13 protein-coding genes and 1 riboswitch are annotated in these 16,936 nt (G+C 62.4%); of the genes, 9 read left to right on the top strand and 4 right to left on the bottom strand.

What is annotated here, in order from left to right:
- The first annotated feature begins 65 nt into the window (after positions 1-65).
- From L5014_RS00150 to L5014_RS00135, 4 genes are all read left to right on the top strand, one after another.
- Positions 66-1,397 (top strand): MFS transporter, encoded by a 1,332-nt coding sequence (locus L5014_RS00150; RefSeq protein ID WP_238461568.1) that lies wholly within the window; start codon positions 66-68, stop codon positions 1,395-1,397.
- A gap of 97 nt (positions 1,398-1,494) precedes the next feature.
- Entirely contained in the window at positions 1,495-2,403 is a 909-nt protein-coding gene (locus L5014_RS00145; protein WP_238461567.1) for a dihydrodipicolinate synthase family protein, read from the top strand.
- Positions 2,403-3,905, top strand: coding sequence for an aldehyde dehydrogenase (locus L5014_RS00140; RefSeq protein ID WP_238461566.1), 1,503 nt, complete (start codon positions 2,403-2,405; stop codon positions 3,903-3,905). The genes L5014_RS00145 and L5014_RS00140 overlap by 1 nt, the downstream gene beginning before the upstream one ends.
- An 884-nt stretch (positions 3,906-4,789) precedes the next feature.
- The gene (locus L5014_RS00135) at positions 4,790-5,515 is read left to right on the top strand and encodes a GntR family transcriptional regulator (protein ID WP_238461565.1); all 726 of its coding nucleotides are present in this window, start codon (positions 4,790-4,792) and stop codon (positions 5,513-5,515) included.
- A gap of 17 nt (positions 5,516-5,532) precedes the next feature.
- Here L5014_RS00135 and L5014_RS00130 read toward each other — a convergent pair whose 3' ends face one another.
- Entirely contained in the window at positions 5,533-6,519 is a 987-nt protein-coding gene (locus L5014_RS00130; protein ID WP_338019250.1) for a helix-turn-helix domain-containing protein, read from the bottom strand.
- 178 nt (positions 6,520-6,697) lie between these two features.
- Here L5014_RS00130 and L5014_RS00125 point away from each other — a divergent pair, with 178 nt between their 5' ends.
- From L5014_RS00125 to L5014_RS00105, 5 genes are all read left to right on the top strand, one after another.
- Complete coding sequence (locus tag L5014_RS00125) at positions 6,698-7,477, top strand: SDR family NAD(P)-dependent oxidoreductase (protein ID WP_238461564.1); 780 nt, start codon at positions 6,698-6,700, stop codon at positions 7,475-7,477.
- 59 nt (positions 7,478-7,536) lie between these two features.
- Positions 7,537-8,904, top strand: coding sequence for a purine-cytosine permease family protein (locus tag L5014_RS00120; protein ID WP_238461563.1), 1,368 nt, complete (start codon positions 7,537-7,539; stop codon positions 8,902-8,904).
- A 5-nt stretch (positions 8,905-8,909) separates the two neighbouring features.
- Entirely contained in the window at positions 8,910-9,944 is a 1,035-nt protein-coding gene (locus L5014_RS00115) for a GlxA family transcriptional regulator (protein WP_420799989.1), read from the top strand.
- Positions 9,945-10,098: 154 nt separating this feature from the next.
- Complete coding sequence (gene glyA / locus L5014_RS00110; protein WP_238461561.1) at positions 10,099-11,346, top strand: serine hydroxymethyltransferase; 1,248 nt, start codon at positions 10,099-10,101, stop codon at positions 11,344-11,346.
- 31 nt (positions 11,347-11,377) lie between these two features.
- Positions 11,378-11,574, top strand: a riboswitch (yybP-ykoY riboswitch).
- Positions 11,575-11,653: 79 nt separating this feature from the next.
- A complete protein-coding gene (locus L5014_RS00105; protein WP_238461560.1) occupies positions 11,654-12,658 on the top strand; it encodes a sodium:calcium antiporter in 1,005 nt (334 codons plus the stop codon).
- A gap of 11 nt (positions 12,659-12,669) precedes the next feature.
- Here the strand turns inward: L5014_RS00105 and L5014_RS00100 are convergent, their stop codons facing one another.
- The 3 genes from L5014_RS00100 to glpD form a co-directional block, all read right to left on the bottom strand.
- Complete coding sequence (locus tag L5014_RS00100) at positions 12,670-13,386, bottom strand: MIP/aquaporin family protein (RefSeq protein WP_238461559.1); 717 nt, start codon at positions 13,384-13,386, stop codon at positions 12,670-12,672.
- A gap of 20 nt (positions 13,387-13,406) precedes the next feature.
- The gene (gene glpK, locus L5014_RS00095) at positions 13,407-14,912 is read right to left on the bottom strand and encodes a glycerol kinase GlpK (protein ID WP_238461558.1); all 1,506 of its coding nucleotides are present in this window, start codon (positions 14,910-14,912) and stop codon (positions 13,407-13,409) included.
- A 119-nt stretch (positions 14,913-15,031) separates the two neighbouring features.
- Complete coding sequence (gene glpD, locus L5014_RS00090; protein ID WP_238462098.1) at positions 15,032-16,564, bottom strand: glycerol-3-phosphate dehydrogenase; 1,533 nt, start codon at positions 16,562-16,564, stop codon at positions 15,032-15,034.
- Positions 16,565-16,936: the final 372 nt, after the last annotated feature.

Below are 16,936 nucleotides of genomic sequence, written 5' to 3'. Positions count from 1 at the left end.
GACGCAACCCCCATGGCTCGCGCCAGGACCTTTTGCGCCCCAAATCTCATGGACGGAGACACACCATGCCCAACACCCACGTATCCATAGAGGACGTTCCGCTCAATGGATTCCATCAACTCCTCACAATCCGTTCGAGCGGCGGCTGGCTCATGGACGGCTACGTGCTGAGCATCATTGGCGTAGCGATGGTGCAGTTTTCCGGCGCGCTCGGCCTCAACAGCTTTTGGGAAGGCATGGTGGCCGCCTCGGCGCTGATCGGCATCTTCTTCGGCGGCTTCGTCGGCGGCTGGGTGTCCGGTCTCCTTGGGCGCCAGAAGCCCTATTTTTTCGGGCCGATCATCTTCTTCGTCTGCTCCATCGCGCAACTCTGGGTTCAGTCGGGTGAGGCTCTGTTCATTCTGCGTTTCCTGATTGGCGTGGGCGTGGGCATCGAATATCCCGTGGCCGGTTCGCTGCTGGTCGAATTCATGCCGCGCAAATACCGTGGCCCGCGGCTCGCACTGCTGACGATCATCTGGTTCCTCGGCGCCGCACTGGCCTATATCGTTGGCAATCTCATCCTGAGCAGCAACGCACCCGATGCATGGCGCTGGGTGCTGGCGAGCCCGGCTGCGATCGGCGTGGCGCTGTTCCTCGTGCGCATCGGCACGCCCGAGTCGCCCCGCTGGCTGCTCAGCAAGGGCCGCACCGCCGAGGCGCAAGCCGTCATCAAGAAAGTGTATGGCCCGTCATTCTCACTGAAGAATCTGCCGGAAGAGCGAACCGAAAAGAAGATCTCGCTGCTGGCGCTCCTGCATTCGGGCTACGGCAAGCGCATGTTGTTCGTCTCGGTGTTCTGGAGCTGCTCGGTGATTCCCGTGTTCGCGGTGTACTCGTTCGCCCCGCGTGTGCTCGAAGCGCTGCACCTGACCGGAAAGTGGGAATCGCTCGGCTCGGTCGCCATCACGCTGCTCTTCGTGGTCGGCTGCCTCATCGCCACGCGCATCATCAACGTACTTGGCCGCCGCGCCATGGTGATCCACAGCTTCCTGTGGTCGGGCCTCGCGCTGCTGGCGCTGGGCGCATGCTCGAACGGCTCGGCGATTCTGATTCTGGTTCTGTTTGGCGCCTACGCCGTTCTCATCGGCGGCGCCCAGGTGCTGCAACTGGTGTATCCGAACGAAATCTTTCCGACTGACATTCGTGCATTCGCGGTGGGCATGGGTGCTTCGCTTTCGCGAATCGGCGCGGCCATCGGCACGTGGCTGGTCCCGATCGCGCTGCAATCGGTCGGCATCGGCAACACCATGTATGCAGCCGCAGTGGTCTCGTTCATCGGCCTCGCAGCTTCACTCGCTTTGGCGCCCGAGACGCGCTCGCTCAGCCTGCAAGAAGCCGCTTCGCTTAACCACTGAACGCAACCGATTAAACGCAACCACTGAACGCAAACCCGGGCGTGCCGCCGCACGCCTTTCGTAACCACTCCTGCTTCCCCTTTTGCGGACGAACATCATGAAATTCGAAGGCATTTACACCCCCGCCATCACGCCCCTGAACAACGACGGCCAGATCGACCGGAAGGCCTTTGCCGAAGTGCTCGAATCGCTGGTCGCGGCCAAGGTCCATGGCATCATCATCGGCGGATCGACGGGCGAATACTACGCGCAGACCGCTCAGGAACGTTTCGATCTGGGCAACTGGGCCAAGGATGTGATCGGTTCACGCACGGCATTGATCATCGGCACGGGCGCGGTGCGCACCGAGGATTCGGTCGAATACGCCAAGGCCGCGAAGGCCATCAAGGCCGACGCGATCCTCGTCGGCTCGCCCCCCTACGCGCTGCCCACGGAACAGGAAAACGCCGCGCACGCGCTGCAGATCGACCGTGCCGCCGACTTGCCCATCATGCTTTACAACTACCCGGGGCGCATGAGCGTTTCGATGGGCCGCGAGTACTTCCGCACGGTCTGCGAAGCGTCGAAGAACTTCGTCGCCATCAAGGAAAGCTCGGGCCAGACCGGGCAACTGCACATGCTGGCGCGCGAGTTTGCGCAGCTCAGCGTGTCTTGCGGCTGGGACGATCAGGCGCTGGAATTCTTCGCATGGGGCGCGCGTAGCTGGGTGTGCGCCGGCTCGAACTTCCTGCCGGCCGAGCATATTGCGCTGTACGAGGCCTGCGCGGTCGAGAAGGACTTCGACAAGGGCCGCCGCATCATGTCCGCCATGCTGCCGCTCATGGACTTCCTCGAGGAAGGCAAGTTCGTTCAGTCCATCAAGTACGGCTGCGAGCTTGTGGGCCTGCAAAGCGGCGGCGTGCGTGCGCCGCTCCAGCAACTCGACCAGCAGGAGAAGCAGCGTCTGCAAGCTGTCGTGACCGAACTCAAGCGCGAAGTTGCGTCCGTGGTGGGAGGGAAGGCCTGATGTCCCATCTGCTCACTGCGTCGGAGTATGCAGCGATGGCCGCCAGCCTGCGTTTTCCGACGCAGGCGTTCATTGACGGCGCATTCCAGCCATCGAGCTCCGGAAAAACCTTCAATGCGGTCAACCCCGCTACCGACGAAGTCCTGGCGCAAATCGCCGCCTGCAATGCCGCCGATGTCGATATCGCGGTCGCAAAGGCGAAGACCGCATTCAACGATGGACGCTGGCGCAATCTGGCGCCGTCGCGTCGAAAAGCGATCCTGCTGAATTTCGCCGGCTTGCTTGAACAGCACGCGCACGAGCTGGCGACGATGGAAAGCCTGGACAGCGGCAAGCCCATTCGCGAATGCCAGAACACCGACGTTCCGGAAACGATCCATACGATTCGTTGGCATGCCGAACTGATCGACAAGATCTACGATCATACGGCGCCGGTGGGCGCGAGCGCGCTGTCTCTCGTCGTGCGCGAGCCGATTGGCGTCGTCGGCCTTGTGCTGCCCTGGAATTTTCCGCTGCTGATGCTCGCGTGGAAAATCGGCCCGTCGCTGGCTGCCGGCTGCTCCATCGTCGTGAAACCGGCCAAGGAAACCACCTTGACGGCCCTGCGCGTGGCCGAACTGGCACACGAAGCCGGCGTGCCGGCGGGCGTCTTCAATGTCCTGCCCGGCGGCGGCAAGGAAGTTGGCGAGCCATTGGGCCGGCATCCTGACGTCGACATGGTCAGCTTCACGGGCTCCACGCAGACCGGCCGGCAGTTCCTCAAATACGCCGCCGAATCCAACTTGAAGCGCATCGTGCTCGAGTGCGGTGGCAAGAACCCGGCCGTCGTGTTGCAGGACGCCGACGATCTGGACACGGTCGCGCAGCACGTCGTCAACGGAGCCTTCTGGAACATGGGCGAGAACTGCTCGGCATCGTCCCGGCTGATCGTACATGCCGATATCAAGGACGAACTCCTGCAGCGCATCGGCGTGCATATGCGTGAGTGGAAGCTGGGCAATCCGCTCGATCCGGAGCATCGTATCGGCGCGATGGTCAGCAAGGCGCACTTCGAAAAGGTTCGCTCGTATCTCGAGCAAGCCGAAGCGGAGCAATTACGCGTCGTATTCGGTGGCGATACCGAGCATGACATTTTCGTCGAACCGACGGTGGTGGACGGCGTTGGCCAGAACAGCCGGCTGTTTCAGGAAGAGATCTTCGGTCCGGTGTTATCCGTGACGACGTTCAGGGAAATTGGCGAGGCGATCGAACTGGCGAATGATTCGGTTTATGGGCTGGCTGCTTCGGTCTATACGAGCAACCTGAACCATGCCATTCGTTTTTCGCGTGAAATACGCGCTGGGGTGGTGACTGTGAACTGCTTTGGTGAAGGTGATGTTACGACGCCGTTCGGTGGCTTTAAGGAGTCGGGGTTTGGGGGCCGTGACAAGTCCGTCTGGGCGCACGATCAATACACTGAGATCAAGACGATCTGGATTGATGTGCCGAAGTGGGAAGCGTGATGGTGCGTAGTGGAGCGCTGTGAAGCGCTGTGACGCGCAAGCGTGCGAAAGTTGCCGGCCGAGGCCATCCAGACAGGGTGCCGCCTCGGACGGCAATCGCTATTTATGGCGGCTTGCGACGCGGTTTTCTTTTTTCGCGGTTCCTGGTTTTTCGCGTTTCCTTGTTTTCGTGTCGGTCTATTAGCGTTGCCCCTGTGCGGGGCGGCACCTACTTTTCTTTGCAGCGGCAAAGAAAAGTAGGCAAAAGAAAGCCGCTCAAACCGCTAGTGTTACGCGGTCCACCCCTTGCCTGTAATCGGAGCGGTTCCGGAGCGTCTGCCACCACGCGCCGTACAACAGAGTGACTAAGGGCTCATACCTCCGGCGGCGCTACGCGCGCCGTAGGGCATAATCCAAAACAATCAGGATGCCTGTGCATCGACGCAGTGCATGCGCATTCGAGTGCCCAGGCAGAACCCTTGGTTTCCCTTACATACCCGACCGCTGCGCGCGTAGCGAGCAGCGGGATGAATGAGTCCTTTGTCACTCAGTTTCAAGGTGCGGGGTGACGGATGCCCCGGAACCACTTCGATTAACGGCAAGTGGTCCACTGCGTCACACTAGCGGTTTGAGCCGCTTTCTTTTGCCTACTTTTCTTTGCGGCTGCAAAGAAAAGTAGGTGCCGCCCCGCACAGGGGCAACGCTAATAGACCGACACGATCACAAGGAAACGTGACAAACAAGAAAACGCGAAAAAGCAAAAGCCCCGAAGATCCACCGCCCCCAAGGAACCAAAAATTTCCAAACCCACAGTAAAGCAAAGAGAGCAAACCTGCTGAATCGGGCGCTATGGCGTATCTGGCTCCTACGCCTTATAGTACACAAAAGATAGACAGAGAAATCCCATGAAACAGAGCCCCGCCGAATCCGACGCAGACGCCGCCGCCCCCGTTGACCGCAAGGCCGTGCTGGCCGAAACACTTCGTCGCCGCATCGTCAGTATGGAGTTGCAGCCGGGCGCGGTGGTGGACGAACTCGCGCTGAGCGAAGAATTTGGCTTGTCCCGGCCACCGGTGCGGGAGTTGATGCGCCAGATGGCCGCCGAAGGCTACATCGAGCTGGAAGCCAATCGCGCGGCCCGGGTTTCGTCGATGAACTACCACTCGCTGCGAAGCTTTTTTTTGGCGGCTCCGCTCATCTACGTCGCCACGACGCAGCTCGCCGCAACCAATGCCTCCGCCGCGGACGTTGCCAGGCTCAGAGAGATCCAGAAGCGCTTCCGTCTCGCCATCGAGGAACACGATGTCGAGAATCGGGTGCTCTACAACGACCAGTTCCATCTCGAGATCGGGAGGATGGCCCAGAACGATTATTTGATGCCCAGTCTGCGGCGTCTGCTGATCGATCACGCGCGCCTCGGCAAGACCTTCTACCGTTATCCGGCTTCCGAAAGCATGCAGCACGAGATGCATCAAGCCGCGAGCCAGCACGACGAAATCATCGACGCGATCGAGCGCCGCGACGCCGAGCGCGCCGGCGAAATCGTGAAGGCGCATTGGGAGCTCTCCCGCCGCCATATGACGGACTATGCGATACCCGAGGGCCTTGAAATCCCATTGAGTTTCGCCTGAGTTTCGTCCGGGCTTCTTCAAACTTGCCGGTATTTGCGCGCCGTGACGGATGGAAGCTCGCCAAACATGCTGCGGTAGTCTTGTGCAAAGCTGCCGAGATGCAGAAAACCCCATCTGGTCGCCGCCACTGTCACCGAGTCCCCAACGCGCAGTGCGCGGCGCACATGGTTGAGCCTGACTGCCCGAAGGTAGGCAACGGGATTGAGATCGAGCACGTGCTGAAACGCATACTGGATCGTCCTGCGACTGACACCAAGCTGCCCGCACAGCTCCGCGATCGACAACGGGCACGTTTGTGCATCTTCAAGACGGCTTTGTATGGCCGCGACCAAAGCGTAATGACTCGGGTGCCCCGGTCCGGTACGCCGCATGCCGGCGGGTTCGACCTCAACGGCCTCTGAAACCACGGACAGAATCGCGCCCTGCAACTGTTCAACCGGCGTGCACGCCAGCTCGTGCGTCGAGATCGACAGGATATGACGCAGCACGTTCCGCAAGCGCTCGGCCGTCACCGCATTCATCGGCATGACAGGTGTCAGGTTGGCTTCGCACAGCGAAAGCGCAAACGATCGGAGTGCATCGCTCTGAAGCTGACGAACGTCGATTTCGACATTGGCGAGAAGATGCTGGTCGGGGGAGACGAATTCGAAATCCCGGCCGCTGGAAAATACGTGCAGGCTGTCACGCCCACTCTCTTCGCCACACATCCGCGCATGACCGTTCAATTCTAGCGGCACCGCAACAGCGATTCGATCGGCGGGTACGGACCCTCGCTGCAGAATGACCTTGTCGAGACCTTCGACGAGCACACGCACGCCGCCGAGCGAAACAATCGACGAGGACCCGTGGAAAACGCCGCGCGAGATCTGCGTGTAGTCGAGATGCCAGTCCTTAAAAATGCGCGCCTGCGCATCCACATCCGTAAACGCACAATACGTCACCCCGCGAACGGCTGGAGAGGCGTTCATATCCGGTTCGATGTCGGGAAGCTGGGAGGCCATCATGCGCGCGAGACTGCGGGATCAACCATCAATTCTAGCGAAAACACCCTCTCGCCAAAATACGGTCGAGACCACGGGGAAAACCCGCAATTGCCGAAATCCGATAGCGACCAAAAAACCTCGTCCCTAACCTGTGATCCGTGGGCGCCATTGGGCGCCACGCAACACAGGATAACGAACCATGTCTTCTCGAATCGACGGCCGGCTTGCTGGCAAGGTTGCAATCATCAGCGGCGGTGCGGGAGGCTGCGGCGCCGCGGCATCGGAACTTTTCGCGAAGCAGGGCGCGCGCGTGGCAATCGTCGACCGCGATGGCCACGCCGCCGAAACACTGGCTTCGAGGCTGCGCGACGAAGGTCTGAAGGCGGTCGGCTTTGGAGCGGACGTCGCATGCAAGTCGGATGTTGCGCGGGCCGTCGCCGCCGCGCAAAAAACATTCGGCCCCGCCGACGTGCTGTTCAATCACGCCGGCACGTTGATCGTCAAACCCTTCCTTGAGATCGAAGAAGACGAATGGGATTGGCTCATGGCCGTCAACGTAAAGAGCATGTACCTGATGACTCAGGCGGTCCTGCCGCAGATGCTCGAAAAAGGCGCGGGAAACATTATCTGCACCTCGTCGATATCCGCGGTCTGCGCCACGCCGGGCGAAGTGCTCTATGACACTACGAAAGGCGCCTGCCATATGTTCGCCCGCGCGATTGCCATCGAATACCGCGATCGCGGCATCCGCTGCAATGCGATCGCGCCAGGTTTCATTCGCACGCCTCACGGCGTGCGCGAGATCAGCCAGTTGCAGGCCATGGGCGTGGACGTGACCGAAGCCGCCATCGCCCAACAACAAGGACGGCTTTGCGAAGCTTCAGAGGTTGCAGCGGCCGCACTGTTCCTCGCCTCCGACGAATCCAGCTTTGTCAACGGCACGCATCTCTTCGTCGACAACGGCTTCTCCGCTCTCTGACTGATCGCATTACCCCGTCGCCTGCGCATCAGCGCCGACCAACCCCAACGGAACCCGCCATGGACGTCGAAAATCGCAGCATAGAATTCATCCCGCATAGTGAGCGCTACGGCACGCCCAAACGCCTGTTCACGATCTGGTTCAGCGCGAACATGCAGGTCACCGCGCTCGTGGTCGGCACGCTCGGCATCGCTGCCGGCATGAGCCTCGCGTGGACACTCGTCGCGCTGGTCATCGGCAACGTGATCGGCACGATTTTCATGGCGGCCCACTCCGCGCAAGGCCCCCATCTCGGCATTCCGCAAATGATCCAGAGCCGCGCGCAATTTGGCGTTTTTGGCGCGGCGCTGCCGCTCGTCATCGTGACGCTCGCCTATGTGCTGTTCGTCGCGGCGGACGGCGTCGTGATGCGCGAGTCGATCAAGTCGATCTGTCCAATGTCGGACAATGCCGCCATCATTCTCTTTGGCGCGCTGACGTTCGTTATCAGCTACGTGGGCTATGAGTTGATCCACCGCTTCGGTGCCGTGATGACGGTGCTGTCGATTCTGGTCTTTGCGGCAACCGCTGCGATCCTGATCGGCACACCCAGCGTGCACATTCCGCTGCAAGCGGCAAAGCACGGTTTCTCCGTGGGCGCATTCAATCTCGTCGTCGCTCAGGCGGCATCGTGGACGCTCGGGTTCGGCCCCTACGTCGCCGACTATTCGCGCTATCTCCCGGAATCCGTGCGCACGCGCGACACCTTCTGGTACACCTATCTCGGCGGTTTGATCGGGTCACTCGCCGTGATGGCGCTGGGCGCGGTGCTCGCCACGGTGACGACCTCCGTGATCAACGACCCCGGCACCGCGATTGCGGCCTTGTTTGGCGCCTGGGCTCGCCCTGCCCTCATCGCAATCGTGCTCGGCGTATTGGTGTTCAATGTGTTGAGTCTTTACAGCGCGTATATGTCGTCGGTGACGATCTTCAGTGGATTTCGCAAGATGACGCATATCCGCCGCTCGATTAAATTCGTCATCCTGATGATTCTGTTCGCGCTCTCCACCTGGATTGCGGTAGCCACCCAATACCACTTCGCGGACTATTTCGCCGACATTCTCAACGCACAAATTTACGTGCTGGTGCCCTGGAGCTCCATCAATCTCGTCGATTACTACCTCGTGCGCCGCGGGCACTATAACGTCGACGACATGTACGACGCGGGCGGCCAGTACGGAACCTTCAACTTTACGACGATCGCCATCTATTGCGCGGGCATCGCGAGCACGATCCCATTCATGGACGTGTCCTTCTATCACAGCTACTTCGCAAAGCTCATTGGCGCGGACATCAGCTGGATTCCCAGCCTGCTCGTGCCCGGTCTTTTGTACTACTTCGCACGCCCGACGCGCGCGCGGGCGACTAGCGGCATGGCGGCCTCGTAATCCCAATGTCTTCCGTGAGTGCTCCTCTTCACGCAGGACCTTCCCAGCCACTGCGCTTCGGGATCGTCCTGCTCCCCAATTTCACGTTGACGGCTTTCTCCGGTTTCGTCGACCTGCTGCGCCTCGCCAGCGACGATGGAGACCAGAGCCGCCCCGTGCGCTGCTCATGGACCATCGTCGCGGAATCGCTCGTGCCCATCCGCGCAAGCTGTGGCATTCAGGTCGCGCCGTGGGTGACGTTCGACGAAGCCGGCGCGTTCGACTACGTGCTGGTCGTGGGCGGGCTGCTCCATTCGGGGCCTTCCGCCAGCGAGGCGACGCTGCGCTTCATCCGCAAAGCGGCGTCGACTTCCGCCACCCTCGTTGGAATCTGCACGGGCGCGTTCGCGCTGGCGCGCGCCGGCGTCATGGAGGGCTACCGGATCTGCGTGAGCTGGTTCCACTATTGGGACTTCGTCGAGCGCTACCCGGCCATTCCCGAAGCCAGCCTGATCGCCGACCGCCTGTTCGTGATCGACCGGCGGCGTATCACCTGCTCCGGCGGACGCGCGTCGATCGACGTGGCGGCGGCCATCCTGTTGCGGCATTTCGATGCGAGCATCGTGCAGAAGGCGCAGCGAATCCTGATCGTCGACGATGCGCAGCGAGGCAGCGCGCCTCAGCCGTATCCGTCCGGACTCGACCCCACTTCGCATCCCAAGGTACGGCGGGCCGTCCTGGTCATGGAGCAGCACATTGGCCAGCCGCTGCCGCTGGCCGAACTCGCACGACGCCTGGACATGTCGGTGCGTCAGCTCGAAAGGCTTTTCTCCGCGCAGACCGGCAAATCGCCGAATGTCTATGGCCGCCAGATGCGGGTCCGCATGGCGGCCTGGATGCTCACGGGCTCGGACAAAACGGTCTCCGACATTGCGATGTCGTGTGGATTCTCCGACGCCTCGCATCTCGGGCGCGAGTTCCGCAAGGAATTCAACGAATCGCCCAGCGCCTATCGTCTCACCCGGTCTCGCAGTCACGAAGCGGGCTGGCAGGGCGTCTGAGCTCGAATGCGGCAACCCTGGGCGCGCAAAATCCCGGATGTTTGTCGCATTCGTTCTAGCAACATCGCATCGAGTGATTTCAAATGGCAACACACTGCCGCCGCAATATCGCCGCAATGCTGTGATGTATTTTCAACCTGAAACTGGAATAGCCATGTTCAAACGAGCCGTATCCACTGTCGAGAATGTCGATCCCGAACTCTTCAAGGCGATCGAACTCGAGAACCGCCGCCAGGAAGAGCACATTGAGCTCATCGCGTCGGAAAACTATACGTCGCCGGCGGTCATGGCCGCGCAGGGTTCGCAGCTCACCAACAAGTACGCCGAAGGCTATCCCGGCAAGCGTTACTACGGCGGCTGCGAGCACGTGGATGTGGTCGAGCAGCTCGCGATCGACCGCGTGAAGGAACTGTTTGGCGCCGAAGCCGCCAACGTCCAGCCGAACTCGGGTTCGCAGGCCAATCAGGGCGTGTTCTTCGCCATGCTCAAGCCGGGCGACACCATCATGGGCATGAGCCTCGCGCACGGCGGCCACCTCACGCACGGCTCGCCCGTGAACATGTCGGGCAAGTGGTTCAACGTCGTGAGCTACGGCCTGAACGAAGCCGAAGACATCGACTACGAAGCGGCCGAGAAGCTCGCGCAGGAGCACAAGCCCAAGCTGATCGTGGCGGGCGCCTCGGCGTTCGCGCTGCGCATCGACTTCGCGCGTCTTGCGAAGATCGCCAGGAGCGTGGGCGCGTATTTCATGGTCGACATGGCGCACTACGCCGGCCTGATTGCCGCGGGCGTCTACCCGAACCCGGTGCCGTTCGCCGACTTCGTCACCACGACCACGCACAAGAGCCTGCGCGGCCCGCGCGGTGGCGTGATCCTGATGAAGGCCGAATTCGAGAAGCAGATCAATTCGGCGATCTTCCCGGGCATCCAGGGCGGCCCGCTCATGCACGTGATCGCGGGCAAGGCCGTGGCGTTCAAGGAAGCACTCTCGCCGGAGTTCAAGGAATACCAGCAACAGGTGGTCGAGAACGCGCGCGTGCTGGCCGAAACGCTGGTCAAGCGCGGCCTGCGCATCGTCTCGGGCCACACGGAAAGCCACGTGATGCTGGTGGACCTGCGCGCGAAGAAGATCACGGGCAAGGCCGCCGAGGCCGTGCTGGGTGCCGCGCATATCACGGTGAACAAGAACGCAATCCCGAACGACCCGGAAAAGCCGTTCGTGACGAGCGGTATCCGTCTGGGTTCGCCGGCGATGACCACGCGCGGCTTCGGCGTGAAGGAAGCCGAGCAGGTGGGCAACCTGATTGCCGACGTGCTCGACAATCCGGAAGACGCAGCAACAATCGAGCGCGTGCGCGCGCAGGTCGTCGCGCTCACGAAGGACTTCCCGGTTTACCGTTGACCCTCTCCTCCCGCGCGGCCACATTCATCGGCTATAATGCGCGGGTCTTAGGGGAGTAGTCTGCGTCACGCGCAATGCGTGTCGCGCCGCCGTCAACATAATTGGCACGTTGTGCCATGGCGCCGGCAGCCGTTCTTCGGCCTGACGAGACCTATGACGTCATCCCTCACACCCGGGCTGGGCGGGGGGATCGCGTCATTGGTCCGTCCGTCCAGCCCGAGGAATGCCGTACCCCAATGCCGTACACCCTATCCCGCTTTGCCTGCATCCACGCGCACCTGCACATGCACGCCACGGAGTGCACGTCATGATCTGGACATTCGCCCTGCTCATTGCCGCTGCCGGCATCATCTATCTTTCCTGCGAGACCTTCGTCAACGCCGTCGAATGGCTCGGCCAGAAGCTCAAGGTCACGCAGACGGCCACCGGCACGATCCTCGCCGCGTTTGGCACGGCGCTGCCCGAGAGCGTGGTCACGCTCGTGGCCGTCGCATTCGGCACCGATGCGGCGCACAAGGAAATCGGCATTGGCGCGGCCATTGGCGGGCCGCTCGCGCTCAGCACCGTCGCGTATGCCGTGGTGGGCGTGGCGCTGCTGGCGACGGCGGCGCGCGCAGGCCGCGCGCGTGCCGGCACCGTGGACGCCGACACACGCCGCTTGCGCCGCGACCAGCTCTGGTTCCTCGCCATCTTCGTCGTGAAGATCGGCCTCGGACTCGTGGTGTTCAGCTTCAAGCCCATTCTCGGCATCGCGTTTCTCGCGGCCTACGCGGTCTACTGCTGGAAGGAACTGAGCGACGATAGCGATGTCGTCGAAGACGTGGGGCTCGAGCCGCTCAAGCTGCGTCCGCGCGATACGGATCCGTCGCTGTTCTGGGTCCTGCTCCAGACCATCGGCGCGCTCGTGGTGATCTTTTTCGCTTCGCACCTGTTCGTGCAGCAGATTGGCGCGGTGGGTCCGTGGCTCGGCCTGAGCCCGCAATTGACGGCGCTGCTCTTCAGCCCGATCGCCACCGAGTTGCCGGAAATCATGAACGCGATCATCTGGGTGCGTCAGGGCAAGGAGCGGCTCGCGCTCGCGAACATCAGCGGCGCGATGATGATCCAGGCGACCATTCCCACCGCGTTCGGCCTGTTCTTCACGCCTTGGCATCTTGGTGCGCCGTCGATCGTCGCCGCAATCACGACGATGCTCGCCATCCTGTTCCTGCAGTGGGCGTTCCGCGCGCCGCAAGTACAGAGCCGCCAGCTCACGCACGTGGGCTGGCTCTACGCAGCGTTCGCGGCCATGCTGTTCGTGATTCCGAAGTGATGCGCTAACGATCAATGGGCCGCGTGCAGATACAGATACAGCGACGACGCGGCCACACCGCCCGCCAGCGGCCCGAGCACGGGAATCCACGCATAGCGCCAGTCGCTATCCCGCTTGCCCGGGATCGGCAGCAGCGCATGCATGATACGTGGCGAGAGATCGCGCGCTGGACTCATCGCGTAGCCCGTGGGACCGCCCAGCGAAATGCCGATGCCGAGCACGAGCAAGCCGACCGGCAACGCATCGAGCGCGCCGAGCCCCACCTGCGGCGAAGCCAGATACAGCACGCCGAGAATCAGCACGAAAGTGCAGATGGCTTCGGTAATCACGTTGTGCCGCACGCTGCGAATCGCGGGCGCGGTGCAAAACACGGCGAGCTTGAGGTCGGGGTCCGCTTCGTTCGCGAAGTGCTGGCGATAGGCGAGCCACACGAGGAACGCGCCCGCCATGCCGCCGAGCATCTGCGCGGCGATATAGCCGCCCACCTTCGCCCATGCGAACTTGCCCGCGAGCGCGAGGCTGATCGTCACGACCGGGTTCAGATGCGCGCCGCTGTACGACGCGGTTACATACACGGCCACGAACACGGCCATCGCCCAGCCCATCACGATGACGATGAGGTCGGCGCCCTTGCCTTTGGTCTTCGCGAGCAGCACGTTCGCGACCGCGCCGTTGCCGAGCAGGACGAGCAGGGCCGTGCCGATGAATTCAGCAATATAAGGTGACATTCGAGTTGTCTCTTTCTGGTTTATCGCGAGTCGTCGGCCCACGCCTTGGCGGCACGCACTGCGCGCTGCCAGCCCGCGCGGCAGCTATCGACCTGCGAGGCCGGCATGGCGGGCGAGAAGCGCCGGTCCACGTGCCACTGGCTTTGCAGTTCGTTCACGCTCTTCCAGTAGCCGGTTGCGAGGCCCGCGAGATAGGCGGCGCCCAGCGCCGTGGTTTCCGTAATCTGCGGACGCACCGCAGCCACGCCGAGCAAATCCGCCTGGAACTGCATGAGCAGGTTGTTCGCGCTCGCGCCGCCGTCCACGCGCAACTCACCCACGCTAATACCCGAATCCGCTTCCATGGCGGCGAGCACGTCCAGCGATTGATAGGCGATCGAATCGAGCGCCGCGCGCGCGACGTGCGCCGAGGTCGTGCCGCGCGTCACGCCGAAAAGCGAGCCGCGCGCGTGCGCGTTCCAGTGCGGCGCACCCAGACCCGCGAACGCGGGCACGAGATACACGCCGTCCGTGTGCGGCACGCTCGCGGCGAGCCCTTCGACTTCCGCCGCGCTCTTGATGACGCCCATGCCGTCGCGCAGCCATTGCACCACCGCGCCCGCGATGAAGATGCTGCCTTCGAGCGCGTAGTTCACCTCGTCGCCGATCTGCCAGGCGATGGTCGTCACGAGATTGTTCTTCGACTCGATGGGCTTCGTGCCTGTATTCATCATCAGGAAGCAGCCCGTGCCATAGGTGTTCTTCACCATGCCCGAGGCCGTGCACATCTGGCCGAACAGCGCCGCCTGCTGGTCGCCCGCAATGCCCGCGAGCGGAATCTTCGAAGCGAACACCGTGGTTTTGGTCGGCCCATATACTTCGGATGACGAACGGACCTCGGGCAGCATGCTGCGCGGAATGTCGAGCGCGTCGAGCAGCTCGTCGTCCCATTTGCGGGTGTGGATGTTGAAGAGCATCGTGCGCGAGGCGTTCGTGACGTCGGTCACGTGCAGTTCGTGCTTCGTGAAATTCCAGACGAGCCAGCTATCGACGGTGCCGAATGCGAGCTTGCCTTGCCGCGCCTTTTCGCGTGCGCCCGGCACGTTGTCGAGAATCCAGCGAATCTTGGTAGCGGAGAAGTACGCGTCGATCGGCAGACCGGTCTTTGCCCGCACCATGGCTTCGAGACCCTGCGCCTTGAGCTGGTCGCAGAAGTCGGCGGTGCGGCGGTCCTGCCAGACGATGGCGTTATAGAGGGGATGACCGGTCTCGCGGTCCCAGACGATGGTGGTTTCGCGCTGGTTCGTGATGCCGATGGCGTCGATGTTGGTCCCGTTCAGGCCCACGCGTGTGACCGCTTCGGCGGCCACGCCCGCCTGCGTCGACCAGATTTCCTGCGGATCGTGCTCGACCCAGCCCGGACGCGGATAGATCTGTTCGAATTCCTTCTGGGCAATCGAGACGATTTGGCCCTGTCGGTCGAACAGCATCGCACGCGAGCTCGTCGTGCCCTGGTCGAGCGCAAGAATGTACTGTTGGTCCTGCATGTCTCTCATCTCCATTCGTGGGTAGTTGTGATTGATTCGCGCCGCAAGGCAAGGCGCGTGGGTGGTGCTGACCGTCTGTGATACTCAATGCAGCCCTCAAGCGGCACTTATTGAGGCACTTATTGCTGGACCACAGCCCGCGCACGGCTCGCGGCAAACCACGATTCGAGCGCGGCCGTGACTGCGTCCAGCGTGCCCGGCGCCACGTGCAAGCCGAGCTTCGAGCGGCGCCACAGCACATCTTCGGCGCAGGTCGCCCACTCGGTGTTGCGCAGATAGCGCAATTCGGCCTCGTAGATGCCAGGTGCAATCTGCGGACCCAGTGCTTCGAGCGACGCGGCCTTGCCGATCAGGCGCTCGGCGCGCGTGCCGTAAGCGCGCGCGTAGCGCAGCGCAAGCGGTGCGGGCAGCCACGCGTAGCGTTTCGCGAAGGCCTCCGCGAAGGGCGCGAAACGTGCCTTCGCGATGTCGCCGCCCGGCAGCGTCTCACCTGCGGTCCAGCTGGGCGCGTCGCTGCCCAGCACGCGGCACAGCATGTCGCCGGCTTCTTCCGCGAGCTTGCGAAACGTGGTGATCTTGCCGCCGAACACGGAGAGCAGCGGCGCGCCTTCGACGTCGTCCATTTCCAGACGATAGTCGCGCGTGACCGCCGATGCATTTTTCGCGCCCTCTTCTTCGAGCAGCGGCCGCACGCCCGAGTAAGTCCAGTGCACGTCGGCGGGCGAAATCTTGCGTTTGAAATAGCGATTGATCGACTCGCACAGATAGCGCGTTTCGTCGCCGTCGATCGACACCTTCGCGGGGTCGTTGCGGTACTCCACGTCGGTCGTGCCGATCAGCGTGAAGTCGTGCTCGTAGGGGATCGCGAAGATAATGCGCTTGTCCGGGTTCTGGAAGATGTACGCATGATCGTGATCGAACAAGCGCTTCGTCACGATGTGGCTGCCCTTCACGAGACGCACGCTATGCTGCGCGCCGCGCCCGAGCGCACCGTGCAGCACCTCGCCCACCCACGGGCCCGCCGCATTGGCGAGCGCACGCGCACGCACTTCGAAGGTGCTGCCGTCGGGGCGGCGCAGCGTGGCGAGCCATGCGCCGTTCGTGCGCTGCGCGCGAACGAGCTTCGTGCGCGTGAGGATCCGCGCGCCACGCTCTTGCGCGTCGAGCGCATTGAGCACGACGAGGCGCGCGTCGTCCACCCAGCCGTCCGAGTAGACGAAACCGCGCCGGATGGTGTCGACGAGCGGCGCGCCCGCCGCATGGCGGCGCATGTTTATGCCGCGCGAACCGGGCAGCAGTTCGCGCTTCGCGAGGTGATCGTAGAGAAAGAGGCCGATGCGGATGAGCCACGCGGGGCGCAGGTTGGGCATGTGCGGCATCACGAAGCGCAGCGGCCACATGATGTGCGGCGCCGAGCGCAACAGCGTCTCGCGCTCCTGCAACGCCTTGCGCACGAGGCCGAACTCGCGGTACTCGAGATAGCGCAACCCACCGTGAATCAGCTTCGTGCTGGCCGACGACGTATGCGAGGCGAGGTCGTCCTGTTCGCAAAGGAGCACGGAGAGCCCGCGCCCGGCCGCGTCGCGCGCGATGCCCGCGCCGTTGATCCCGCCGCCCACGACGAGCAGATCGTAGCGATTCTGTTGAATCACCTGCGTTTCCTGATAGTCCTGATAGTGGTCCCAAAACGAGCCCACAAGTGAACTCGAAATGTTCGAATACGAAATCTAACGAACAAATTCGAAAAAGTAAAGTTCGTTTTGGCAGCGCGATGGGCGCGCGGAGAAAGGCACCGCCAATGTTCGAAAATAGCTGAATAAATGGGGATTTTCCCCAAATTAGCGCGAGTCTTCAGGCAGGGCAAGCGCCCGATCGCGCGAGAGAATGAAACGAAAGCGAGCGCGAAAATTTTCGAATGATGTTCGAATTGTGTTCGTTTCGGCGCGTCAGGCGCATCGAAGGGCCAAAGCGGCGCGGGCCATCGATCCGGGAATCCAACGCCTCCGCCTCGGCGGGCAACAACC

Origin of the sequence: Paraburkholderia tagetis, from assembly GCF_022213065.1 — a bacterium.
GTDB classification, from domain to species: Bacteria; Pseudomonadota; Gammaproteobacteria; order Burkholderiales; family Burkholderiaceae; genus Paraburkholderia; species Paraburkholderia tagetis.
This window is presented reverse-complemented; position numbering and strand designations above follow the sequence as displayed.